Below are 24849 nucleotides of genomic sequence, written 5' to 3' on the forward strand. Positions count from 1 at the left end.
CAGGCAGCACTGCAAAGTGCTGCCTGCGCGCTCACAGCATAGATGCATCGGGCGAGATCACTCGCTCGACAGCAGGTCCATGGTGTGTTTATCCATCATTTCCAGGGCACGGCCACCGCCGCGAGCCACACAGGTCAGCGGATCTTCGGCAACGATCACCGGCAGACCGGTTTCCTGGGCCAGCAACTTGTCGAGGTCGCGCAGCAAGGCGCCACCACCGGTCAGTACCAGGCCACGCTCGGCGATATCGGAAGCCAGTTCCGGCGGCGATTGCTCCAGGGCACTTTTTACAGCCTGAACGATGGTGGCCAGGGACTCTTGCAGAGCTTCCAGCACTTCATTGGAGTTCAGGGTGAATGCGCGTGGAACGCCTTCAGCCAGGTTACGGCCACGAACGTCGACTTCGCGAACTTCGCCGCCCGGGTAGGCGGTACCGATTTCCTGCTTGATGCGCTCGGCGGTGGATTCGCCGATCAGGCTGCCGTAGTTGCGACGCACGTAGGTGATGATCGCTTCGTCGAAGCGGTCGCCGCCAACCCGTACGGATTCGGCGTAGACCACACCGTTCAGGGAGATCAGCGCGATTTCGGTGGTACCGCCACCGATATCGACAACCATCGAACCGCGTGCTTCTTCAACCGGCAGGCCGGCACCGATCGCAGCAGCCATTGGCTCTTCGATCAGGAACACTTCACGGGCACCGGCGCCAAGGGCCGATTCACGGATGGCACGACGCTCCACCTGGGTGGATTTGCATGGAACGCAGATCAGCACACGAGGGCTAGGCTGCAGGAAGCTGTTTTCGTGAACCTTGTTGATAAAGTACTGCAGCATCTTTTCGCAAACGCTGAAGTCGGCAATGACGCCGTCCTTCATCGGACGAATGGCAGCAATGTTGCCCGGCGTACGACCGAGCATGCGCTTGGCCTCGGTGCCGACAGCAACGACACTTTTCTGGTTACCGTGTGTCCGAATAGCCACAACGGAGGGCTCATTCAGGACGATTCCGCGCTCGCGCACGTAAATAAGGGTGTTGGCAGTGCCCAGGTCAATGGAAAGATCGCTGGAAAACATGCCACGCAGTTTCTTGAACATGGGAAAGGGACCCTAGGCAACGCGTGGGTAAAAAAGTGCGGCAAACTCTAACAACGACAGGGATTTTGGGCAAGGCGCCAATATGTTAAATTGGCCGCTTTTCTGTGCACCAACCCCCTCAATCGCGGCCTTATGACCGTAGAAATGCGGTAGTGTTCCGACAATCTAACACACGGACGCCGTCCGTTCTGTTTTCCACTGGAGAATCGCAATGACGCTTGAACGCTCCGACGTGGAAAAAATCGCACATCTGGCCTGCCTTGGCCTGAATGATGCCGATCTTCCACATATCACTTCGGCCCTGAACAGCATTCTCGGGCTGGTCGACGAAATGCAGGCGGTCAATACCGACGGTATCGAGCCGCTGGCCCACCCGCTGGAAGCCAGCCAGCGCCTGCGTGCCGACGTCGTGACCGAGACCAATCATCGCGAGGCCTATCAGTCCATCGCACCAGCGGTCGAAAACGGCCTGTACCTGGTTCCGAAAGTCATCGACTAAAGGGAAAGAGCCTGCAATGCATCAAATGACTCTGGCCGAGATCGCACGCGGACTCGCCGATAAAAAGTTTTCCTCCGAAGAGCTGACCAAAGTCCTGCTGGCGCGCATCGCCCAGCTCGATCCGCAGCTCAACAGTTTCATCAGCCTCACCGAAGACCTGGCGCTCCAGCAGGCGAAAGCCGCTGACGCACGCCGCGCCAATGGTGAGAGCGGCGCCCTGCTCGGCGCGCCGATCGCCCATAAAGACCTGTTCTGCACCCAGGGCATCCGCACCAGCTGCGGCTCGAAGATGCTCGACAACTTTAAAGCTCCGTACGACGCCACCGTGGTCGCCAAACTGGCCGCTGCCGGCGCTGTGACCCTGGGCAAGACCAACATGGACGAATTCGCCATGGGTTCGGCCAACGAGTCGAGCTACTACGGCGCGGTGAAAAACCCGTGGAACCTGGAACACGTGCCGGGCGGTTCGTCCGGTGGTTCGGCTGCCGCGGTGGCTGCTCGTCTGTTGCCGGCCGCGACCGCCACCGACACCGGCGGCTCGATTCGCCAACCGGCGGCGTTCACCAACCTCACCGGCCTGAAACCGACGTACGGTCGTGTTTCGCGCTGGGGCATGATCGCTTACGCGTCCAGTCTCGATCAGGGCGGCCCGTTGGCACGCACCGCCGAAGACTGCGCAATCCTGCTGCAAGGCATGGCCGGTTTCGATGCCAATGATTCCACCAGCATCGACGAGCCCGTGCCGGATTACAGCGCCAGCCTCAACACCTCGCTGCAAGGCCTGCGCATCGGCGTGCCGAAAGAATACTTCAGCGCCGGTCTCGACCCGCGCATCGCCGAGCTGATCCACACCAGCATCAAAGAGCTGGAAAAGCTCGGTGCCGTGATCAAGGAAATCAGCCTGCCGAACATGCAGCACGCAATTCCTGCGTACTACGTGATCGCCCCGGCAGAAGCCTCTTCCAACCTGTCGCGTTTCGACGGCGTGCGTTTCGGCTACCGCTGCGAAGACCCGAAAAACCTGGAAGACCTGTACAAGCGTTCCCGTGGTGAAGGCTTCGGTGCGGAAGTGCAGCGCCGGATCATGGTCGGTGCCTACGCGCTGTCGGCCGGTTACTACGACGCCTACTACCTGAAGGCGCAGAAGATTCGTCGCCTGGTGAAGAACGACTTCATGGCTGCCTTTAATGAAGTCGACATCATCCTCGGCCCAACCACGCCGAACCCGGCCTGGAAACTGGGCGCCAAGAACAGCGACCCGGTCGCTGCCTATCTGGAAGACGTCTACACCATCACCGCCAACCTCGCGGGTCTGCCGGGCTTGTCCATGCCGGCCGGTTTTGTCGACGGTCTGCCGGTCGGCGTGCAGTTGCTCGCCCCGTATTTCCAGGAAGGCCGCTTGCTCAACGTTGCGCACCAGTATCAGTTGAACACTGACTGGCACACCCGCACCCCAACCGGCTTCTGAGGAGAAACACATGCAATGGGAAGTCGTGATCGGGCTGGAGATTCATACCCAGCTCACCACCCGGTCGAAAATCTTTTCCGGTAGTTCCACCACCTTCGGTTCCGAGCCGAACACCCAGGCCAGCCTGGTAGACCTGGGCATGCCCGGCGTACTGCCGGTGCTGAACCAGGAAGCGGTGCGCATGGCGGTGATGTTCGGCCTGGCTATCGATGCCGAAATCGGTCAGCACAACGTGTTCGCCCGCAAAAACTATTTCTACCCGGACCTGCCCAAGGGCTACCAGATCAGCCAGATGGAATTGCCGATCGTGGGCAAGGGCCACCTGGACATCGCCATGGAAGACGGCACGATCAAACGTGTCGGCGTAACCCGTGCGCACCTGGAAGAGGACGCCGGTAAAAGCCTGCACGAAGAGTTCAACGGCGCCACCGGCATCGACCTGAACCGTGCCGGCACACCGCTGCTGGAAATCGTTTCCGAGCCGGACATGCGCAGCGCCAAGGAAGCCGTGGCCTACGTCAAGACCGTCCACGCGCTGGTGCGTTACCTGGGCATCTGCGACGGCAACATGGCCGAAGGCTCGCTGCGTTGCGACTGCAACGTGTCGATCCGTCCGAAGGGCCAGGTTGAGTTTGGCACCCGCTGCGAAATCAAGAACGTCAACTCGTTCCGTTTCATCGAGAAGGCGATCAACAGCGAAGTGCGCCGTCAGATCGAGCTGATCGAAGACGGCGGCAAGGTGATCCAGCAGACGCGCCTGTACGATCCGAACAAGGACGAAACCCGTCCGATGCGCAGCAAGGAGGAAGCCAACGACTACCGTTACTTCCCCGATCCGGACCTGTTGCCGGTCGTCATCGAGGACTCGTTCCTCAATGACGTGCGCGCCACCCTGCCGGAATTGCCACCGCAGAAACGCGAACGCTTCCAGGCGCAGTTCGGCCTGTCGGTGTATGACGCCAGCGTCCTGGCCACCAGCCGCGAGCAAGCCGATTACTTCGAGAAAGTCGCAAGCATCGGCGGCGACGCCAAACTGGCGGCCAACTGGGTCATGGTTGAACTGGGCAGCCTGTTGAACAAACAGGGCCTGGACATCGATCAGTCGCCAGTCTCGGCCGAGCAACTGGGCGGCATGCTGCTGCGCATCACCGACAACACCATCTCCGGCAAAATCGCCAAGGTTGTGTTTGAAGCGATGGCCAACGGCGAAGGCAGCGCGGACGAGATCATCGAAAAACGTGGCCTCAAGCAAGTCACCGACAGCGGCGCGATTTCTGCGGTGCTCGACGAGATGCTCGCGGCCAACGCCGAACAGGTTGAACAGTACCGCGCGGCAGACGAAGCCAAACGCGGCAAGATGTTCGGCTTCTTCGTCGGCCAGGCCATGAAAGCCTCCAAAGGCAAGGCCAACCCGCAACAGGTCAACGAACTGCTGAAAAGCAAGCTCGAAGGCTGATGCGAATGGAGCCAGATCTAAAGCCTGGCTCCGTCCCTCCTGTGGGAGCGAGCCTGCTCGCGAAAGCGGTGTCTCAATCAATGAAAATGTTGAATGTGACGCCCCCTTCGCGAGCAGGCTCGCTCCCACATTTGTATCGGGAAACATCTGAATGAAGCGTCTGCTCAGTGCCTGCGCCCTGCTCTCCCTGCTGGCCGGTTGCGCCAGCAACGACATCATCGACCCACACGGTTACGACAAGACCGGCACGGCGTCCTATTACGGCGCCAAACACCAAGGCAAACGCACCGCCAGCGGTGAGCGTTTCGACAAGAATTCCCTGACCGCCGCCCACCGCCAGCTACCCTTCGGCACGCGGGTGAAGGTCACCAATCTGAATAACGACAAATCCTGCGTGGTCCGTATCAATGATCGTGGGCCGCATACCCGTGGGCGTCTGATCGATCTGTCTCACGAAGCCGCCGAGCGGCTGGGCATGCTGCGCGCCGGTACCGCACGGGTTCGTGTGCAAGCCCTTGATGACTGATCCCTTCCACTAACGGAGCCCGACCATTTACGGATTAGAAGACATCCCCCTGCTGAGCGTGATCGAACTGCTCGCGGGCCTGTTTCTATTGATCGCCGGCGCCGAGCTGATGGTGCGCGCCGCCGTGCGCCTGGCCGCGCGCCTGCATGTGCGGCCGCTGATCATCGGCCTGACCATCGTCGCCCTCGGCAGCAGCGCCCCGCAAATGGCCATCAGCCTGCAAGCCATGCTCGCGCAAAACCCTGATATCGCCGTCGGCAGCGTGATCGGCAGCAGCATCTTCAACATCCTCGTCACCCTCGGCCTGTCGGCGCTGATCATTCCATTGCGGGTGTCGCGGCAACTGGTGCGCCTGGACATTCCGTTGATGATCGGCGCCAGCCTGTTGGTGTGCGTGCTCGCCTGGAACGAAGAACTGACCCGCACCGACGGCATGATCCTGCTGGCCGCGCTGGCGGTGTACCTGGGTTTGCTGCTGCGCCAGTCTCGGCACTCGGCCCGGCCGCCATCGAGCCATGAATCGAAGGCACAAGCACCGTGGATCAGCAGCCTGTTGATGATCGTCGCCGGGCTGGCGATGCTCGTCTATGCGGGCCACTTGCTGCTGGGCGCCGCGGTGTCGGTCGCCACCGACCTGGGGTTGTCGGAGCGGATCATCGGCCTGACCATCGTCGCCATCAGCACTTCCCTGCCGGAACTGGCCACCTCGCTGATCGCCGCATTGCGCGGTCAACGGGAGATTGCCGTGGGCAACGTGATCGGCAGCAACTTGTTCAACCTGTTGGGCGTGCTCGGCTTTACCGCGCTGGTAGCGCCGTCGCCACTGTCGGTGTCGCCCAATGCCCTGGATTTCGACTTGCCGGTGATGCTCGGCGTCGCCGCGCTGTGCCTGCCGGTGTTCTATTCCGGTTACCGGGTGACCCGGGCCGAAGGCCTGCTGTTTCTCGGCTTATACCTGGCGTACGGGTTGCACGTGGTGTCGTTCACCACCGGCATGCCCCTGGCCGGCAAGCTTGAACACTTGATGCTGATTTTCGTCCTGCCGGCGCTGGTGGCGTTCCTGTTATTCACGTCGCTGCGCGCCTGGCGTCGCCAACACCATAAGAGGGATGCGCCATGACCGACAACAAGAAGCCCGGCGTTGAAGTGCGCCGCCAAGTGATGGGCGATGCGTTCGTCGACCGGGCATTGGGTAATGCCACCGAGTTCAGCCAGCCGTTGCAGGATTTCGTCAACGAACACGCCTGGGGCAGCGTCTGGAACCGTGAAGGGTTGCCGCTGAAAACCCGCAGCCTGATCACCCTCGCCGCGCTGACCGCGCTGAAGTGCCCGCAAGAGTTGAAAGGTCATGTGCGCGGTGCGCTGAACAACGGTTGCACCGTGGAAGAGATTCGTGAGGCGTTGCTGCATTGCGCGGTGTATGCCGGTGTACCGGCGGCGATTGATGCGTTTCGGGCGGCGCAGGAAGTGATCGACAGTTACCAGAAGCCGGAGTAAGCAGGTCCATCGCCTTCGCGGGCAAGCCTCGCTCCTACAGGGAATCGCGATCCAAAGTAGGAGCGAGGCTTGCCCGCGAAGAGGCCCTCAAAATCACCGCAAATTTTGAAGATTAAATCCACCCACCCCACTGCAACACAAAGATCCCGATATTGGTGGTCACCGCCGCCATCAACGTGGTGATCACAATAATCGCCGCCGCCAGTTCATGGTTGCCATTAGCCTGTCGCGCCATGACAAAACTCGCCGCCGCCGTCGGGCTGCCGAAGTACAAAAACAGAATCCCCAACTCCGCCCCACGAAAGCCCCACAGCCACGCGCCAACGGTTGCCAGCACCGGCAGGCCGATCATCTTCACCAGGCTCGAACTCAGCGCCATGTCGCCACTTTTGCGCAACGCCGCCAGCGACAAGGTGCCGCCGATGCAGATCAACGCCAATGGCAAGGTGGTTTGCGCCAGGTACTGGCCGGAAGTTTCCAGCCATCCCGGCAAACTGAGTTTGAAATAGGCAAATGGCGCCGCCGCGAACACGCTGATGATCAGCGGGTTGGCCATCACGCTTTTGCAGATGCTCCACGGATCAGACTTGATCACCGGGCTGTACACCGCCAGCACGATGGTCGAGAGGGTGTTGTAGAACAGGATGACAAGCGCCGCGAGAATTGCCCCGAGGGAAATCCCGTAGTCGCCGTACATGCTCGCCGCCAGTGCCAGCCCGATCACCCCGTTGTTGCCGCGAAACGCGCCCTGGGTGTAGATGCCCCGGTCTTCCCGCGGGCACTTCCAGATTGCCCAGCCCCAGGCGATGGCGAAACTCGCCAGGGTGGCTAGCGAAAAGTAAATCAGCAACGCCGGCTTCAGCGCCGCGTGCAGGTCGGCATGCAGGATGCCCAGAAACAGCAACGCCGGCATGGTGACGTTGAACACCAGGGCCGACGCGGTATGGATGAAGTTGTCGTTGATCCAGTCGATGCGCTTGAGCAGCACACCCAGAAACAGCATGGCAAACACCGGCGCGGTGATGTTCAGGGTTTCGAGGAAGATTGCCAGCATGCCGGAGGGGACCTTGGGTGGGCGTCATTAAGGGCGAATGATAAGCCACTTTCACCCGGATCGTTCCCACGCTCTGCGTGGGAATGCCTCTTGTGACGCTCCGCGTCACGCTTTGGGACGCGGAGCGTCCCGGGCTGCATTCCCACGCGGAGCGTGGGAACGATCGTTACTCGGTCTTAAGTGATCGGCGCCGGGTTGAACAAGGTGATGTCGTTATGCAGTTTGTGTTGCTCAGCCCAGGTCTGCTTTTTGCCGCTGGCCACGTCCAGGTAGTAGTGGAACAACTCCCAGCCGAGGTCTTCAATCGAAGCGCGCCCGGTGGCAATCCGCCCGGCGTCTATGTCGATCAAATCCGGCCAGCGCTGCGCCAGTTCAGTCCGGGTCGAGACCTTGACCACCGGCGCCATCGCCAGGCCATACGGCGTACCGCGCCCGGTGGTGAACACGTGCAGGTTCATCCCCGCCGCCAGTTGCAACGTCCCGCAGACAAAATCACTGGCCGGGGTCGCGCAGAAGATCAGCCCTTTGCGTTTGAAGCGCTCGCCAGGGCCGAGCACGCCATTGATCGCGCTGCTGCCGGATTTGACGATCGAGCCCAAGGACTTCTCGACAATATTCGACAACCCGCCCTTCTTGTTCCCCGGCGTGGTATTGGCGCTGCGATCCGCTTCGCCCTTGGCCAGGTAACGGTCGTACCAGTCCATTTCCCGCACCAGCTCCTCGGCGACTTCCTTGGTTTCGGCCCGGGAGGTCAGCAGGTAAATCGCATCGCGCACTTCGGTGACTTCGGAAAACATCACCGTCGCCCCCGCCCGCAGCAACAGGTCCGAGGCATAGCCCAGCGCCGGGTTGGCGGTGATCCCGGAAAACGCATCGCTGCCGCCGCACTGCATGCCGAGGATCAGCTCGGACGCCGGCACGGTTTCACGGCGACGTTGATCGAGCTTCTTCAAACGGGTTTCGGCCAGCGCCATGATCTGCTCGATCATCTCGGTGAAACCGTGACTGGAATCCTGCAAGCGATACAGCCACGGCTCGCTCAAATCCACCGAGCTGTCGTTGTCGTGCATCACCTGTCCGGCCTGCAACTTCTCGCAACCGAGGCTGATCACCAAGGCTTCGCCGCCCAGGTTCGGGTTGCGCGCCAGGTTGCGAACCGTGCGGATCGGGATGTACGCGTCAGTGGCCGTAATCGCCACGCCGCACCCGTAACTGTGGGTCAGCGCCACCACGTCATCGACATGGGGATACAGCGGCAGCAACTCGTCCTTGATGCGCTTGACCGCATGGTCGAGCACACCGGTGACACACTGCACCGTCGTGGTGATCCCGAGAATATTGCGCGTGCCAACGGTACCGTCGGCATTGCGATACCCCTCGAAGGTAAAGCCTTCCAGCGGTGCCTGGGCCGCTGGCACATCGGTGGACAGCGGCAGGCTGTCCAGCGGTGGCGCGGTGGGCATGCGCAGTTGATCTTCCTTGACCCAACTGCCGCGCGGGATCGGCTGCAAGGCGTAACCGATGGTCTGGCCATAGCGAATCACCTGACCGCCCTCGGGAATGTCCTCGAGGGTGACCTTATGGCTCTGGGGCACGAAATCCACCGTCACCAGGCCATCCGGGAATTCAGTGCCGGCCGGCACGCCTTGGTCATTGACCACGATCACGACGTTATCCCGCTCGTGCAGGCGGATATAGCGCGGCGAGTCGGAATGTTCAATCAACTGCATGACGCCGCTCCTCAGGAATGCGCTTCAGATAATTTGGTCAACTCAGGACCGGTGCTTGGCGGCTCTTTGAGCACCACGCGTTTGATCGGGCCAACGATCACCAGGTAACTGAACACCGCCACCAGCGCATTGCAACCGACAAACACCAGCGCCCATTTGAACGAGCCGGTGGCGCTGATGATGTAGCCGATGACAATCGGCGTGGTGATCGACGCGATGTTGCCGAACATGTTGAACAGGCCGCCACTCAACCCGGCGATCTGTTTCGGCGAGGTGTCGGACACCACCGCCCAGCCCAGTGCACCCACGCCTTTACCGAAGAACGCCAGGGCCATGAAGCCGACCACCATCCATTCGATGTCCACGTAGTTGCACGCCACGATGCTGCTGGACACCAGCAAACCGGCAATGATCGGCGCCTTGCGCGCGAAGGTCAGGGAGTGCCCCTTACGCAGCAGGTAATCGGAAATCACCCCACCGAGCACGCCACCGATGAAGCCGCAGATCGCCGGCAGCGAAGCGATGAAACCGGCCTTGAGAATCGTCATGCCGCGTTCTTGCACCAGGTACACCGGGAACCAGGTCAGGAAGAAGTAGGTGATGCCGTTGATGCAGTATTGGCCCAGGTACACGCCGAGCATCATGCGGTTGGTCAGCAACTGGCGGATGTAGTCCCACTTCGGGCCGTCGACCTTTTTACCTTTGCCTTTGTCCTGGTCCATATCGACCATGCCGCCGTTGTCGGCGATGTGCTGGAACTCGGCGTCGTTGATCATCGGGTGCTGGCGCGGGCTGTGGATAACTTTCAGCCAGATCAGCGAGAACACGATGCCGATGCCGCCCATCACCACAAACACGTGCTGCCAGCCGAAGGTGTAGACGATCCAGCCCATCAGCGGTGCGAACAACACGGTAGCGAAGTATTGCGCCGAGTTGAAAATCGCCGAGGCCGTGCCGCGTTCAGCGGTCGGGAACCAGGCAGCCACAATCCGTGCATTACCCGGGAAGGATGGCGCTTCGGCCAGGCCCACCAGAAAGCGCAGCATGAACAACGCAACAATGGCCGTGGACATGCCGAACTCACCGACGTAACCCTGCAACACGGTGAACAGCGACCAGGTGAAGATGCTCAGTGCGTAGATTTTTTTCGAGCCGAAACGGTCGAGCAACCAGCCACCGGGAATTTGCCCGGCCACGTAGGCCCAACCGAATGCAGAGAAGATGTAGCCGAGGGTAACCGCGTCGATGCCGAGGTCTTTTTGCAGGCTGGAGCCCGCGATGGCGATAGTGGCCCGGTCGGCGTAGTTGATCGTGGTCACCAGGAACAGCATGAGCAAAATCAAATAGCGGACGTGGGTCGGCTTGGTCGCTTGCATGTAGATGTACTCCCACTGATTATTTTTATGCGCGGGTGAATCTTTAGTTGTTCCCTGTGGGAGCGAGCCTGCTCGCGAAGGTGGTCAACGATGACGCGGGGCATCAGATAAATGCCGCGTCCTCAAGACCTTCGCGAGCAGGCTCGCTCCCACAGGGGTATTGCGTTTACGAACCGATGTAGGAAGTTTTCACGACCGTGTAGAACTCTTGCGCGTAGCGACCTTGCTCGCGGGAACCATAGGATGAACCTTTACGCCCACCGAACGGAACGTGGTAATCCACGCCGGCGGTCGGCAGGTTGACCATCACCATCCCGGCCTGGGAGTGGCGCTTGAAGTGGTTGGCGTACTTCAACGAGGTAGTGGCGATGCCCGCCGACAAACCGAATTCGGTGTCGTTGGCCATGGCCAGTGCCGCTTCGTAATCCGCCACGCGAACCACGTTAGCCACCGGGCCGAAGATCTCTTCGCGGCTGATGCGCATCGCGGCTTCGCTGTCGGCAAACAGCGTCGGGGCGAGGTAGTAGCCTTCGGTATCGCAGGTCACCAGACCGCCGCCGCTGACCAGACGTGCACCTTCGGACTGGCCGATGTCGATGTACTTCAAGTCTTGCTCAAGCTGTGCCTGGGAAACCACTGGACCAATGTCGGTGCCGGTTTTCAGCGCGTGGCCGACCTTGATCGACTTCATGCGCTCAGCCACAGCTTCAACGAATTTGTCGTGAATCCCGGCGGTGACGATGAAGCGGCTCGACGCGGTGCAACGCTGGCCGGTGGAGTAGAACGCGCTCTGTACCGACAGCTCGACCGCTTGTTTGAGGTCGGCGTCGTCGAGAATGATCTGCGGGTTCTTGCCGCCCATTTCCAGCTGGACTTTCGCTTGGCGCGACACGCAGCTGACGGCGATTTGGCGGCCGACACCGACGGAGCCGGTGAAGCTGATGCCGTCTACTTTCGGGCTCTGCACCAGCGCATCGCCAACCACACGACCGCTACCCATCACCAGGTTGAACACGCCGGCCGGGAAGCCTGCGCGGGAGATGATTTCGGCCAGGGCCCAGGCGCAACCCGGCACCAGATCGGCCGGCTTCAGTACCACGCAGTTGCCGTAGGCCAGGGCCGGGGCAATTTTCCATGCCGGGATGGCGATCGGGAAGTTCCACGGGGTGATCAGACCCACCACGCCCAGGGCTTCGCGGGTGACTTCGACGTTGACGCCCGGACGCACCGACGGCAGGTAATCGCCGGACAGACGCAGAGTTTCACCGGCGAAGAACTTGAAGATGTTGCCGGCGCGGGTCACTTCGCCGATGGCTTCAGGCAGGGTCTTGCCCTCTTCACGGGCCAGCAGGGTGCCGAGTTCTTCGCGACGGGCGAGGATTTCAGTGCCGACTTTATCCAGGGAATCGTGGCGAGCCTGAATGCCCGACGTGGACCAGGCCGGGAACGCAGCACGGGCGGCATCGATGGCGGCGTGGACCTGGGCCAGGTCAGCCTTGGCGTATTCACCGATGGTGTCGGTCAGTTCGGACGGGTTGATGTTGGCGCAGTATTCACTGCCGGCCACCCACTCACCGTTGATGTAGTTATCAAAGCGTTTTGAATCAGCCACTGGAATTTCTCCTCACGCAAAAGGCCGCTGATCACTCAGCGGCCTTGTTTAATCGGGTGTGTTATTGAGCACCTTGCTTGTCGATCAGCGCGGCGAGCATTTCGTACTCTTCGGCCGTCAGATCGGTCAGCGGCGCACGCACAGGACCTGCGTCATAACCGGCAATTTTTGCCCCGGCCTTGACGATGCTCACCGCGTAACCGGCCTTGCGATTACGGATGTCCAGGTACGGCAGGAAGAAGTCATCGATGATCTTGCCAACGGTGGCGTGATCTTCGCGGGCGATGGCGTGGTAGAAATCCATCGCGGTTTTCGGAATGAAGTTGAACACCGCCGAGGAGTAGACCGGTACGCCCAGCGCCTTATAAGCAGCGGCGTAAACTTCAGCGGTCGGCAAGCCACCCAGGTAGCTGAAGCGATCACCGAGGCGGCGACGGATCGACACCATCAACTCGATATCGCCCAGACCATCCTTGTAACCGATCAGGTTCGGGCAGCGTTCGGCCAGGCGTTCCAGCAATGGCGCGGTCAGGCGGCAGACATTGCGGTTGTAGACCACCACGCCGATTTTTACTGATTTGCACACGGCTTCAACGTGGGCGGCAACGCCGTCCTGGCTGGCTTCGGTCAGGTAGTGCGGCAGCAGCAACAGGCCTTTGGCGCCCAGGCGCTCGGCTTCTTGAGCGTATTCGATGGCTTGACGGGTCGAACCGCCCACGCCGGCCAGAATCGGCACGCTGGTTTCGCAGGTATCGACGGCAGTCTTGATGATTTCCGAATATTCGCTGGCCGCCAGAGAGAAAAACTCACCGGTGCCGCCTGCGGCGAACAACGCCGTGGCGCCGTATGGGGCCAGCCATTCGAGACGTTTGATATAGCCGGCGCGATGGAAATCGCCTTGAGCATTGAAGTCGGTGACCGGGAAGGACAGCAGACCGGAAGAGAGGATGGACTTCAGTTCTTGTGGATTCATTATTCGAACACCCTGGGTAGCGACGTGATGTGTGAGAAAACCGTTCAGCCTGCGCCGAAGTTGTAGGTCATCGTACAACTTAAAATATAACCGTCAACTGCATTTCATCGCCGTGGGCAAAATTGAGTCAGACAAGGTGATTTCTTGACGTAGGAAAATTCTCGACTAAGATCGTTTTAACTGTATATACATACAGTTAAATTCGAATCTGCCTACGACATATCAAGGAGCTAGAAATGTCAGGTCTACACGCCAAAACCCAGGAAAAGCCGAAGCAGGTGATTGCCCGCTTCGATGATCTTTTTTCCGAACACGGCATCCCTATTGCCGGGGACAACGATCATCTGGTGCTGCACATTGCCGAACATCACAGCCATCAACCGACCCCGCTTCGCGCAAAAGCCTTGAAAGGCAAACCGGTGCTGAAGTTCGAAGGTGGCGAACACACCGCCATTGGCGACAACACCTTGCTGCGTTTCGTCGAAAACGCCGCGCCGATCCTCGCCCACGACGTACAACTGCACTTGCCCAACGGACTGGCGCCGACCTACGGCCAGGTATTGGCGTTGGGCGGGGATTTCTATGGCATTGCTGATCGGCCAGTGAGCGACGGCGCCACGCCGGCGGATCGCCTGAACCGCTTTATAGCGGCCTTCGATACGCTGGCGGTGTTGTCCGCGTCAAAAGTCGAGGCAGTGCAAATCCTCGCGGTGATGCAAAAAGAAATCGACGCCGTTAAACAGGCGATCAAGGACGGTAAACAACCCCACGAAGCCTACGACGCCCTCGGTGATACGTTGTCGGAAGAGTGGAACAAAATCACCGGCGGCGGCAGTTTCGTCTCGGCATTGTTCCCGTTGGGGCGTTACCTGAAACTGGCGGCCAACAACGCCGACCACTTTGGCGAATGGGCGCAGCAAGCTTACATCGCCGGTCACATCGCGGCGCTTCAGCACGCAGCGGCGGCCCACGCCAGCCGCGATGAAAAACAGCTTGAAGTCGCCTACGCGATGAACGCTTTTGCCGATCATTACCTCACCGATCTGTTTTCCGCCGGCCACTTGCGGGTGCCGCGCAAAGCCATGGCCGCGGCCGTGACGCCGAGTGATCTGGGCTCGTTGATCACGCGCTTCATGCACGACGAGGACAGCAAGTTCGGCCTCAATGTGCGCAACGGCAACGGCGAGCAATGGCGCGCGTATGGGGACAAGCGTTACTTCGACGCCATCGACGATGCTAATCGCTTGCACGTCAACGCAGCAGTTCAAGCCTCTGCGGATGAAGTGTTCGCGGCGTACCTCAGCGGCACGGTTCCGGCACCCAGCAGCTTTGCAGCGCTGAAACAACTGCCCGACCTGCAAGCGGTGCTGAACCTGGCGAGCAACTTCTCGCCGCTGTTCCGGTTGGAGGGCGGAAAAGTGCTGCGACGCAAGGATGTGAACAACTTGAATGACACCGCCACCGTGGATGACTGGTGGGGCTGGAGCACTTATTTGCTGCTCAAGAACTATCACCCAACCGGCAATGTGGCCTGATAAGGAGATCTGAACATGACGATTAAAGTGAAACTGGAATTGGCTTCGGGGCAATCGCTGAAGGGTGCGCCACTCGAGCTGCTGGCTGACGGCAAGCCAATTGCTCGGGCGGTGGTGGACGATAACGCTCAGGCGACATTTGACGCCAAGCCTGGAATAGCGAAATTGGCGGTACGGATCGGGGGATTATGAAAACGATCTGAAGCGTGAAGTGCAGGGGTACCGCTCGTCAGAACTGTTATTTCTTACAGGTTCTCTATGTCACCCGAAAACTTAGGCTGTCGCAACGAGGCCAGCAGTATGGCCAGCGACCAACAAAGCTGGCGAATACCTCTATACCTGCTCTCTCCCTACATTCACGAGGTGAAACATGTCGACCAAATACGTTATCCATGGGGCAGAAAAAGGCACCCACGTGAAACCCACAACAACTTTCGATTTTGGAACAACAGTAATGAGAGGAGACACGCTGGAATGGACATTCCCTGCTGGACATACCGTTAAAGACAGGGTGGTCGAAAAGACCTTTCTCTTTAATGCACAAGGGGATTTCGAGTACGTTGAGTTCTTCGTTGAAAGATTACCCTAGTTAATCTACCTCACCCCCGCTGCGCCTCTGCCTCTTCATGGGCATGGCGCAGCCGTTCGCGACTGTTGGTCAAATGCAGCCGCATCGCTGCCCGCGCAGCATCGGAATCCTGCCGCGCGATGGCGTCGTAAATTTCTTCGTGCTCACGGCTCAGGCGATTCATGTAGTGCTGCTGGTCGTCATGGGCCAGGCGCGCGGAGTTCAGGCGTGTGCGCGGAATGATGCTGGTGCCCAGGTGGGTCATGATATCGGTGAAGTAGCGGTTGCCGGTGGCCAGGGCGATTTGCAGGTGGAACTGGAAGTCCGAAGCCACAGCATCGCTGGCGTGGGACGCGCTTTCGTTCAACGCATCCAGTGCCGCGCGCATCAAGCCAAGCTGCTCGGCGCTGCGGCGTTGCGCGGCGAGGCCGGCGGATTCCACTTCCAGGCTGATGCGCAATTCGAGGATCGCCAACACGTCACGCAGGGTGACCACGGTGGCGGGGTCGATGCGGAAACCACTTGGGCTCGGCGTGTCGAGGACGAAGGTGCCGATGCCGTGGCGGGTTTCCACCTGCCCGGCGGCCTGCAAACGGGAAATCGCTTCGCGCACCACGGTGCGGCTGACGCCATGGGCGTCCATGATCGCCGACTCAGTGGGCAACTTGTCGCCACGCTTGAGTTGGCCATCACGGATCTGCTCGGACAGCACCGTCACCAGTTCCTGAGCGAGACTGCGGCGCTTGCGAGGGAGGCGAGGTGCGTCGATCGGGTTTTCCATGGTGAACGTCTGTCTCGAAAATTCGGCTGAAAGCGCATCATAGCGCAAGCGGGTTGTACGATCACCGTCACCGAACACCACCCCCTGTAGGAGCGAGGCTTGCCCGCGAAGAACGATGACACGGTCTCTCATTGGAAACCGTGTGATGGCCTTCGCGGGCAAGCCTCGCTCCTACAGAGGTTGTGGTGTTTAGGCGGTTACGGCCTGGTCCACCAGATGGCCGTTGTCGATGCGGATATGTCTTGGGTGGAAGCGCTTCAAACTGCTGCGATGGCCGACGCTGACAATGCTCAGCCCCGGCAATTCATCGATCAACGCCTGATACAGCGACGCTTCATCCTCTTCATCCATCGCCGACGTGGCTTCGTCCATGTACAGCCATTGCGGTGCATAAAGCAGCGCACGGGCAAAGGCCAGACGTTGCTGTTCACCCGGCGACAACATGCGCTGCCAGTGATTGGCTTCGTCCAGACGCGCCACCAAATGCGGCAAGCGGCAGGTTTCCAGCACTTGCGCATAACGCTCAGGCGCGTAGGTGTCGCCGGGCTGTGGATAACTCAAGGCTTCACGCAAGGTGCCAATCGGTAGATACGGCTTCTGCGGCAGGAACAGGTAACGCGCCGCCGGCAGCCGAATGTTGCCGTGACCCGCCGGCCACAAATGCCCCATCGCCCGCAGCAAGGTGGACTTACCGCTGCCGGAACGCCCGCTGAGCATGACGCGCTCGCCCTCCTCCACGGTCATGTCGGCGTTGGTCAGCAAGTGACGGCCGTCGGCGAGGTCGAGGCCCAGATTATGAATCTTCAGGTCCGAACCCTGGTTCTGTACATCAATGGCCGGCGCACGCTCTTCGTTATCGCGCATCGCCTGATGGAAACTCAGCAGACGATCGCAGGTGGCACGCCATGCAGCGAGGTTCTGGTAGGCGCTGATAAACCAGCTGAAACTCTCCTGCACATTGCCGAACGCCGAACTGATTTGCATCAGCTCACCGAGCTCGATCTTGCCCGCGAAATAACGTGGCGCGGCGACCATGAACGGAAAGATGATCGCGGCTTGGCTGTAACCGGCGGTAAAGAACGTCAGGCGTTTGGACACTTTCATGATGTCCCAGAAATTGTGCCAGACCAGGCCGAAACGGCTGCTCAAGCGTCGATTCTCGTTCGGCTCGCCGTTGTACAACGCAATGCTTTCAGCATTTTCGCGAACCCGGACCATGGAGAAACGCAGGTCGGCTTCGAAGCGTTGTTGTTGGTTATTGAGGCCGATCAAACGACGACCAATCAAATGGGTCAGCCAGCTACCAATCACGGCGTAGACCAGCACACACCAGAACATATAGCCGGGAACGGTAAAACCGAACACTTCAATACTGCCCGACACGCCCCACAAAATGATCGAGAACGACACCAGACTGACCACGTTGCGCAGCAAACCAATGCCCAGTTCCAGCGTGTTCGAGGTGAAGTTGTTGAGGTCTTCGGAAATCCGCTGGTCCGGGTTATCGGTGTAGCCGCCCTGCTCCAGCTGGTAGTAATTCTTGTTGCCGAGCCAACGGGCGAAATGCTTTTCAGTGAGCCATGCCCGCCAGCGAATGGTCAGCATCTGGGTCAGGTAGAGCCGGTACACCGCGCCGACAATCGCCACGGCGGCAATCGCGCAGAAATACAGAATCAGTTGCCAGAACGCCGCCTCGTCTTTCTTTTGCAGGGCGTTGTAGAAATCCTTGTACCAGGTGTTGAACCACACCGAGATCCCGACGCTGATCAGCGACAGTGCAATCACCGCGATCAGCAGCGTCCATGCCTTGACCTTCTCTTCGCTGCGCCAGTAGGGCGTAGTCATCGCCCAGACTTTGCGGAAAAACTGCCCGCGCACAGCATCATTGACCGCGGAATATTCAGCGTTCTGATTCATGGATAAGGCTCGATAGAGAAAAGAACACACACGAACCGATCATAGATGATCGGTTCGGTTCCCCGCGAGGAGCGGCCTGCATTCATTCAGCGCAGGTTCAGCGACGAACGGGGCGCTTCTGCAGTTTGCGCTGCAGGGTGCGGCGGTGCATGCCCAGGGCGCGGGCAGTGGCGGAGATATTGCCTTCGTGCTCGGTCAACACCCGCTGGATGTGCTCCCACTGCAGACGGTCCACGGACATCGGGTTTTCCGGCACCAAGGTGTCGAGGTCGGCGTGCTCGGACAGCAGCGCGGCCAGCACATCGTCGGCGTCCGCCGGTTTGCACAGGTAATTGCAGGCACCGCGCTTGATCGCCTCGACGGCGGTGGCGATGCTCGAATAACCGGTGAGGATCACCACGCGCATTTCCGGGTCGAGTTCGAGCAGTTTGGGCAGCAGCACCAGGCCGGAATCGCCGTCCATTTTCAGGTCGAGCGCGGCGTAGTCCGGCAGGTCGGCCTGGGCGATGGTCAGGCCTTCTTCGGCGGAACCGGCGGTGCTGACGCGGAAACCACGGCGGGCCATGGCACGGGCCATCACACGGGTGAAAGTGGCGTCATCGTCTACCAACAGCAAATGCGGCAGTTCTTCGCCTTCTACTTGGATCTCGTCACTCATGTTCGTCTCCTCGGGCGACACGGGGCAGGCGCAGCTCGGTAAGCGTGCCACCTTCCTCATGACTGTAGAGTTTCACTGAGCCGCCGGCGCGTGTCACGCTGGCCTTGCTCAAAAACAGGCCCAGGCCGAAACCTTTGCCCTTGGTGGTAAAAAACGGTTTGCCGATTTGCTCGGCGATGGCCAGCGGCACACCGGCGCCGTGGTCGCGAATGCTGATGGTCAAGTCCTCGGGATTCCAGTCCAGGGTCACTTGCAGCCCTTCGGGGCAGGCATCGGCGGCGTTGTTGAGCAAATTCAGCAGCGCCTGGGTCAAGTCCGGCGGCGGCGCCATGCGTGGCACCGTGCCCTGGCCGAGACGCTGGAAACGGTAACTGGCTTCCGGGCGCATCAGGTGCCAGCGGTTCAGGGCTTCGTCGAGCCAGTCGGTGACATCCTGCATTTCCACCGCCAAACGGCGATTGGCTTCGGCGGCGCGCACCAGTTGCTGCAAGGTCTCTTTGCAGAGTTTGACCTGATCCTGCAGCACCTTCAGATCATCCTGCAGCATCGGGTCTGGATGATCCTGCTGCATTTCTTTGAGCAGCACGCTCATGGTTGCCAGCGGCGTGCCCAGCTCATGCGCAGCGCCCGCCGCTTGCGTGGCCACGGCCAGCAATTGCTGATCGCGCAGGCCTTCTTCACGGCGAATGGCGCGCAGTTCTTCCTGACGGCGCAGCTCTTCGGCCATGCGCGCGGCGAAGAAGGTGATCACGGCGGCAGCGAGGGCGAAACTTAACCACATCCCGTAAACCTGCAGATTTTCCCGGGCAATCGGGAACGTTTGCAGTGGGTAGAACCGCGCCAGCAGCAAGGTGTAAAGGGTCAGGGCGATGCCCGACAAGATCACCGAAAAGCGCCACGGCAAGGTCACGGCGGCGATGGTCAGCGGCACCAGGTAATAAGAGACGAAAGGGTTGGTCGAACCGCCAGAGAAATACAGCAAGGCACTGTGGATAAACAGGTCGCAGGCCAGTTGTACGGCGTATTCGAGTTCGGTGACTGGCCACGATGTGCGCAGCCGGATGGCCGTAAACGCGCACAACAACATCGAGCAACCGAGGGTCATTGCCAGTTGGAACCAGGGCAACGGCAACAGATCGAGCCAGTAGGCCAACCCAACGGAACCGGCCTGGGCGGCGAGGACCAAAGTGCGGATGAACGTCAGCCGCCAGAGGTTCTGGCGAGTCGCGGAAGTGATTTGAACGGGGGCGAGCATGAGCTCTCCTGATGAGCGCTCCAGGCGGATCGCACGGAGTATAACCAAGCACGGGCGCCGGCAGGCAAAAGTGCGGCAAACGGCCACATGCGGGTAGGGTTGTGTCGTCTATAAGGGCGCCTTCGCGGGCAAGCCTCGCGCCTACAGGTCCGAGGCGTACAAGAGATTTGTGCACGCCTCGAACCTGTAGGAGCGAGGCTTGCCCGCGAACAGCAATCTATCTGTATAGAAGTTGTAACTGGGCGAACCGGATCATTAAAGCTAGAGTCTGATGGTTTCACGCAGGCTCGGACCTTAACCCTGCGCCCCTTCCAAGGAGCTTTTCATGCACACATTGCGCCGCAGCGCCGCCCTCCTCGCCCTCAGCGTTGGCTCCGTCGCCAGCCTTCCGGCCCTGGCTGCCGACGAACTTCACTACAACCAGATTGCCCTGCGCGCCGAAGTCAGTCAGGAAGTGGCCCGCGACCTGATGATCGTGACGCTCTATACCGAAGAACAAAATACCGACCCGGCCAAACTCGCCGCCGACGTCAGCACCACCATGAACAAGGCGCTGGCCCAGGCCAAGCAAGTCAAAGACATCACCCTGCGCCAGGGCAGCCGCAACAGCTACCCGATCTACGACACCAAAGGCCAGAAAATCACCGGCTGGCGTGAACGCGCCGAACTGCGCCTGGAAAGCTCGGACTTCGCCGCCCTGTCGAAACTGACCGGCGAACTGCTGACCGACCTGAAAATGGGCGGCATGGACTTCGCCATCGCCACGCCAACGCGCAAGGCCAGCGAAGACGCGCTGCTCAAAGACGCCGTGACCGCGTTCAAGGCCCGTGCGCAACTGGCCACCGATGCGCTGGGCGGCAAGGGCTACAAAATCGTCAACCTGAACCTGAACAGCAACGGTTATCCACAACCGTACATGCGCGCGCCGATGATGATGAAAGCCGCAGGCATGGACTCGGCACCGGTGACGCCTGAAGTTGAGGCGGGCACCAGCCAGGTCAGCATGACGGCAGATGGGTCGATTGAAGTGTTGATGACGCCTTGATTCGATAGTCCCGAACATAAAAACGGCGATCACTTGGGTGATCGCCGTTTTTTATTGCTCGTAAAACCATAGCAAGTTCGATGAGGGGTCATGGTTAAGCTACCACTGCAGACAAACCGATTCCTTATAGATGCTGGCAACCTTATGCAAAACAAGCTTAATCAACTGTCATTTATGACAGTTGTCAACGCACCACACTTGTCGTTCTATCAGGTTTCCTGGGGAGCATCGTTTGTACCGGGTTTGACGGCATGCATATGAACTTGGCCAGGCACTTATCAAACTTATCAAAAGGTCAAATCAAATGAGTACCAAAGAGCGCAGACTGACATTCGATAAAAGTTTCGGTACAGACGGCATCACCTACTTTAAGTTTGATCAAAGCCGCCCGTACGTCACTTCAATCACCCTCACCGCAGACAATGAGATTTATCTGACGGGCAACAATATTTCGCACGATCGACAGCAGTCACAGTTCTGGGTAACCCGGCTTAGTAACCGGGGCGAGGTTGACCAGCACTTTGCCAGCCACAGTCCCATACCTGGCGTTATTCTCGATGAATTTCGTCCCGGGATACGTGCGGGATCCGTGCGCCTGAACATTTTGAACAATACCGACATCCTCGTCGTCGGCATCGACCAAGAGGAAAACTACACGGGCCTTGCTCGTTACCTTCGTTCAGGCAGCCCCAATCTGGCGTTTGGTAAGAGCGGCAAAGTTTTGTTGACGGAAATACCACCCTATCAGCCTAACAATCCTAGCGCAGTGACGCTCTACCGCCCAACGGCAATTGAGCTGCCCAATGGGAAAATTGCTGTGGCGAGTACGACAGCTGTAAATGTTATTCCTAAAGGCATACGTACCGTTAGCGTCATCTATCGCCTTAACGCCAATGGCGACCTGGATAAAACACTTAATGGGTTGGGCTACTTCCCGGTCGAGAAGGCTGACCCTGTCGGTAACTCGACGGACCTTGACGATCTGTTGCTTCAGTCCGATGGTAAGTTTGTCGCCTTCGGAACATTCTGGGATCATCAGAAACAGTTCGTCATGTTCACTCGTTACACCAGCGAAGGCGAGCTCGATACTTCATTCGGTGACGAGGGCTTTCGATTGATAAGTTATCCACACCCTCAACCGGTCCAAATGATTAAACACAAGGATGGCCGGCTCAGAGGCATCGCTCATGGGTATGCTCCTGATCCATACGGTCTATTAGTGGGCCTGACTAAAGACGGGGACTTGGACGAAACATTCAACTCTGGCGAGCCTCTGAAAATTTATATCAATGAGAAATGGACGGAGTTTCACGGCGGCATGTTCGATGGCAATGACAATCTGGTTGTCGTCGGCGCTGGCCACCTCCCGAATAACCCGGAAACCGACTCGCTCGTGGCTCGCTTTCTTCCGAACGGCGCCTTTGACGAGACATTCAACGGCCAAGGGTGGGATCTTCCCAACATGTCCTCTGTATTAGACTTTGCCGCTTCCGTCGTTGTGCAACCCGATGGCAAGTTACTATTTGCGGGGGGAACCGAGGAGCGCGCCTATGTGGCGCGGCTAATTCCTTAAATACGACGGTAGAAACCGGGGACATCCTTTACAGGTGTGAAATACGGTCAGGAGGTACCTGACCATGCCCTGCAATCGAGAGTCCCCAATGAATCAGAGAGTCAAACTCATCGGCGACCAGTTGCTCGACAGCCATCAGGCCGCCGAAATCCTGCGCCAGGCCCTGAACTACCCTGATGACCTGCACGGTTTCGATGACCTGCTGAGCTGGAACGCTCGCTTTACGAAAACCCGCCAGGCGATGCGCTATGCCAACAGTTTTCAAATTGGACGAAATAGAAGCTCATCTGAAAAACTCTCTGCTCGTGGAAGCAAACCGTCGGCGTATGGGTAATGGACTGTATGGTCGCGCCCACAGGTTGGGACAAATCAGCGGTATGTTCAAAGGCTTGAAATACGTAGAACGGGATGACCCTCACGCACTGGAGCGAGTGTCAGGCAGCCCCCCAACTATGCCCAGACACAGCAGTCCCCCTCAAAAAACGATATTTCCGCCCAACCGGTCAACAACGCTACTCTCAGGGGTACACCGCTACCCAAATCCCCCGGGGACTCCATGGAAAGAACCACCGTCAAACCACTGCTGCTCGCCCTCGCTCTCGCCACCACCGCGCCATTCGCCCAAGCCGCCACGACCCTGGTCTATTGCTCCGAAGCCAGCCCTGCCGGTTTCGACCCGAGCCAGTACACCAGCGGCACCGACTTCGACGCTTCGGCCGAAACAGTCTTCAATCGCCTCACTCAGTTCAAGCGCGGCGGCACGGAAGTCGAGCCCGGTTTGGCGACGAGTTGGGATGTGAGCCAGGACGGCCTCAGCTACACCTTCCACCCGCGCGACGGCGTGAAGTTTCACACCACCGACTATTTCACCCCGACCCGGGACTTCAACGCCGACGACGTGCTGTTCACCTTTCAGCGCCTGCTCGACCCGGAGAATGCGTTCCGCAAGGCCTATCCCGCCGAGTCGCCGTACTTCACGAATATGGACCTGAACAAAACGATCAAGAGCGTCGACAAGATCGACGAGCACACCGTGCGTTTCAGCCTGAACAACGTCGATGCTGCTTTTATCCAGAACCTGGCCATGAGCTTCGCTTCGGTGCAATCCGCCGAGTACGGCGCGCAGCTATTAAAGGAAGGCAAAGCGGCGGACATCAACCAGAAGCCGGTCGGCACGGGCCCGTTCGTGTTCAAGCGTTATCAAAAGGACTCGCAGATCCGCTTCGCCGGCAACAAGGCGTACTGGAAACCCGAGGACGTGAAAATCGACAACCTGGTGTTCTCGATCACCCCCGACGCTGCCGTGCGTTTGCAGAAGCTCAAGGCCGGCGAATGCCAGGTCAGCGGCTACCCGCGCCCGGCCGACATCGAAGTGATGGAGAAAGACCCGAACCTGACCGTGCTCAAACAGGCCGGTTTCAACCTTGGCTTCCTGGCATACAACGTCACGCACCCGCCGCTGGATCAGCTCAAAGTGCGCCAGGCTCTGGACATGGCCATCGACAAACCGGCGATCATCAAAGCCGTTTACCAGAGCGCCGGCCAGCTCGCGCAAAACGCCCTGCCACCGGCGCAATGGTCGTTTGATCCGAACATCAAGGACGCCCCCCACGATCCTGCCAAGGCCAAGGCGCTACTGAAAGAAGCGGGGGTTGCGCCGGGTACCACTATTAATTTGTGGGCCATGACTGTGCAACGCGCTTCCAACCCGAATGCGCGGATGTCGGCACAGATGATCCAGCAGGATTGGGAGAAAGTCGGGATCAAGGCCAACATCGTCAGCTATGAGTGGGGCGAGTACATCAAGCGCGCCAAGAATGGCGAACACGACGCGATGATCTACGGCTGGACCGGCGACAACGGTGACCCGGATAACTGGCTTGGTGTGCTGTACAGCTGCGCAGCCGTGAAAGGTAGCAACTACGCTAAGTGGTGCGACCCGGCATACGACAAACTGGTTCAGCAGGCGAAGGTTTCGACCGACCGTGACGAGCGGGTCAAGCTGTACCAGCAGGCGCAGAAAATCCTCAAGCAACAAGTGCCGATTACGCCGATTGCCAACTCGACGGTGTTCCAGCCACTGCGCAAGGAAGTGACCGACTTCAAGATCAGCCCGTTTGGCCTCACACCCTTCTATGGTGTGGGTATAAATAAGTAACACCGCGCTCCAACCGGGTGCGCCATACGCCCCGGTTGCCCCTTCATGGGGCGGCTTTTGCACCGTAAAAAAC

Annotated in this window: 23 protein-coding genes; 13 read left to right on the plus strand and 10 right to left on the minus strand. The window is 59.3% G+C overall.

The window, feature by feature from the left end; translation table 11 throughout:
• Positions 1-57: 57 nt before the first annotated feature.
• Entirely contained in the window at positions 58-1095 is a 1038-nt protein-coding gene (gene mreB, locus BK667_RS20570) for a rod shape-determining protein MreB (RefSeq protein ID WP_002555108.1), read from the minus strand.
• A 211-nt stretch (positions 1096-1306) separates the two neighbouring features.
• Between mreB and gatC the strand changes: the two genes are divergently transcribed.
• From gatC to BK667_RS20600, 6 genes are all read left to right on the plus strand, one after another.
• Positions 1307-1594, plus strand: a complete 288-nt coding sequence (gene gatC / locus BK667_RS20575) for an Asp-tRNA(Asn)/Glu-tRNA(Gln) amidotransferase subunit GatC (protein ID WP_008026876.1) — start codon at positions 1307-1309, stop codon at positions 1592-1594.
• 16 nt (positions 1595-1610) lie between these two features.
• Positions 1611-3062, plus strand: coding sequence for an Asp-tRNA(Asn)/Glu-tRNA(Gln) amidotransferase subunit GatA (gene gatA, locus BK667_RS20580; RefSeq protein WP_123516360.1), 1452 nt, complete (start codon positions 1611-1613; stop codon positions 3060-3062).
• Positions 3063-3072: 10 nt separating this feature from the next.
• The gene (gene gatB, locus BK667_RS20585; RefSeq protein ID WP_123598720.1) at positions 3073-4518 is read left to right on the plus strand and encodes an Asp-tRNA(Asn)/Glu-tRNA(Gln) amidotransferase subunit GatB; all 1446 of its coding nucleotides are present in this window, start codon (positions 3073-3075) and stop codon (positions 4516-4518) included.
• 151 nt (positions 4519-4669) lie between these two features.
• Positions 4670-5044, plus strand: coding sequence for a septal ring lytic transglycosylase RlpA family protein (locus BK667_RS20590; RefSeq protein WP_123516364.1), 375 nt, complete (start codon positions 4670-4672; stop codon positions 5042-5044).
• Positions 5045-5102: 58 nt separating this feature from the next.
• Complete coding sequence (locus tag BK667_RS20595) at positions 5103-6164, plus strand: calcium/sodium antiporter (RefSeq protein WP_123598721.1); 1062 nt, start codon at positions 5103-5105, stop codon at positions 6162-6164.
• The gene (locus BK667_RS20600; RefSeq protein ID WP_090175522.1) at positions 6161-6541 is read left to right on the plus strand and encodes a carboxymuconolactone decarboxylase family protein; all 381 of its coding nucleotides are present in this window, start codon (positions 6161-6163) and stop codon (positions 6539-6541) included. The genes BK667_RS20595 and BK667_RS20600 overlap by 4 nt, the downstream gene beginning before the upstream one ends.
• 112 nt (positions 6542-6653) lie before the next feature.
• Here the strand turns inward: BK667_RS20600 and BK667_RS20605 are convergent, their stop codons facing one another.
• The 5 genes from BK667_RS20605 to kdgD all read right to left on the minus strand — a co-directional run bounded on the left by BK667_RS20605 (position 6654) and on the right by kdgD (position 13286).
• A complete protein-coding gene (locus BK667_RS20605; RefSeq protein WP_123516368.1) occupies positions 6654-7595 on the minus strand; it encodes an AEC family transporter in 942 nt (313 codons plus the stop codon).
• A 176-nt stretch (positions 7596-7771) separates the two neighbouring features.
• Positions 7772-9325 carry a galactarate dehydratase gene (gene garD, locus BK667_RS20615; RefSeq protein ID WP_123516372.1) on the minus strand — a complete coding sequence of 518 codons (1554 nt, stop codon included), beginning with the start codon at positions 9323-9325 and terminating at the stop codon, positions 7772-7774.
• 11 nt (positions 9326-9336) lie between these two features.
• Positions 9337-10701 (minus strand): MFS transporter, encoded by a 1365-nt coding sequence (locus BK667_RS20620; RefSeq protein ID WP_123598722.1) that lies wholly within the window; start codon positions 10699-10701, stop codon positions 9337-9339.
• Positions 10702-10867: 166 nt separating this feature from the next.
• Positions 10868-12313 carry an aldehyde dehydrogenase family protein gene (locus BK667_RS20625; protein WP_123405243.1) on the minus strand — a complete coding sequence of 482 codons (1446 nt, stop codon included), beginning with the start codon at positions 12311-12313 and terminating at the stop codon, positions 10868-10870.
• Between the two features lie 61 nt (positions 12314-12374).
• Positions 12375-13286 (minus strand): 5-dehydro-4-deoxyglucarate dehydratase, encoded by a 912-nt coding sequence (gene kdgD, locus BK667_RS20630; protein WP_027924508.1) that lies wholly within the window; start codon positions 13284-13286, stop codon positions 12375-12377.
• Positions 13287-13522: 236 nt separating this feature from the next.
• Between kdgD and BK667_RS20635 the strand changes: the two genes are divergently transcribed.
• From BK667_RS20635 to BK667_RS33095, 3 genes are all read left to right on the plus strand, one after another.
• Positions 13523-14821, plus strand: a complete 1299-nt coding sequence (locus BK667_RS20635; protein ID WP_123598723.1) for a phospholipase — start codon at positions 13523-13525, stop codon at positions 14819-14821.
• 15 nt (positions 14822-14836) lie between these two features.
• Positions 14837-15013 carry a hypothetical protein gene (locus BK667_RS33310; RefSeq protein ID WP_185058256.1) on the plus strand — a complete coding sequence of 59 codons (177 nt, stop codon included), beginning with the start codon at positions 14837-14839 and terminating at the stop codon, positions 15011-15013.
• A 178-nt stretch (positions 15014-15191) separates the two neighbouring features.
• Positions 15192-15410 carry a hypothetical protein gene (locus BK667_RS33095; protein WP_148060150.1) on the plus strand — a complete coding sequence of 73 codons (219 nt, stop codon included), beginning with the start codon at positions 15192-15194 and terminating at the stop codon, positions 15408-15410.
• A 10-nt stretch (positions 15411-15420) separates the two neighbouring features.
• Here the strand turns inward: BK667_RS33095 and BK667_RS20640 are convergent, their stop codons facing one another.
• From BK667_RS20640 to BK667_RS20655, 4 genes are all read right to left on the minus strand, one after another.
• A complete protein-coding gene (locus BK667_RS20640) occupies positions 15421-16170 on the minus strand; it encodes a FadR/GntR family transcriptional regulator (RefSeq protein ID WP_054616145.1) in 750 nt (249 codons plus the stop codon).
• Positions 16171-16359: 189 nt separating this feature from the next.
• Positions 16360-18087 carry an ABC transporter ATP-binding protein/permease gene (locus BK667_RS20645; protein WP_123516382.1) on the minus strand — a complete coding sequence of 576 codons (1728 nt, stop codon included), beginning with the start codon at positions 18085-18087 and terminating at the stop codon, positions 16360-16362.
• 97 nt (positions 18088-18184) lie between these two features.
• Positions 18185-18745, minus strand: coding sequence for a response regulator transcription factor (locus BK667_RS20650; protein WP_007942792.1), 561 nt, complete (start codon positions 18743-18745; stop codon positions 18185-18187).
• Positions 18738-20000: an ATP-binding protein gene (locus BK667_RS20655; protein ID WP_123516384.1), complete on the minus strand. Its 1263-nt coding sequence runs from the start codon at positions 19998-20000 to the stop codon at positions 18738-18740. The genes BK667_RS20650 and BK667_RS20655 overlap by 8 nt, the downstream gene beginning before the upstream one ends.
• 325 nt (positions 20001-20325) lie before the next feature.
• Here BK667_RS20655 and BK667_RS20660 point away from each other — a divergent pair, with 325 nt between their 5' ends.
• The 4 genes from BK667_RS20660 (at position 20326) to BK667_RS20675 (ending at position 24776) form a co-directional block, all read left to right on the plus strand.
• A complete protein-coding gene (locus BK667_RS20660; RefSeq protein ID WP_123598724.1) occupies positions 20326-21045 on the plus strand; it encodes an SIMPL domain-containing protein in 720 nt (239 codons plus the stop codon).
• A gap of 304 nt (positions 21046-21349) precedes the next feature.
• The gene (locus BK667_RS20665; protein WP_123598725.1) at positions 21350-22618 is read left to right on the plus strand and encodes an NHL repeat-containing protein; all 1269 of its coding nucleotides are present in this window, start codon (positions 21350-21352) and stop codon (positions 22616-22618) included.
• Between the two features lie 88 nt (positions 22619-22706).
• Positions 22707-22952 (plus strand): hypothetical protein, encoded by a 246-nt coding sequence (locus BK667_RS20670; protein ID WP_123598726.1) that lies wholly within the window; start codon positions 22707-22709, stop codon positions 22950-22952.
• Between the two features lie 222 nt (positions 22953-23174).
• Positions 23175-24776 carry an ABC transporter substrate-binding protein gene (locus tag BK667_RS20675; RefSeq protein WP_123598727.1) on the plus strand — a complete coding sequence of 534 codons (1602 nt, stop codon included), beginning with the start codon at positions 23175-23177 and terminating at the stop codon, positions 24774-24776.
• The last annotated feature ends 73 nt before the right edge of the window (positions 24777-24849 follow it).

Source organism: Pseudomonas frederiksbergensis (genome assembly GCF_003732705.1).
Lineage (GTDB): Bacteria > Pseudomonadota > Gammaproteobacteria > Pseudomonadales > Pseudomonadaceae > Aquipseudomonas > Aquipseudomonas frederiksbergensis_F.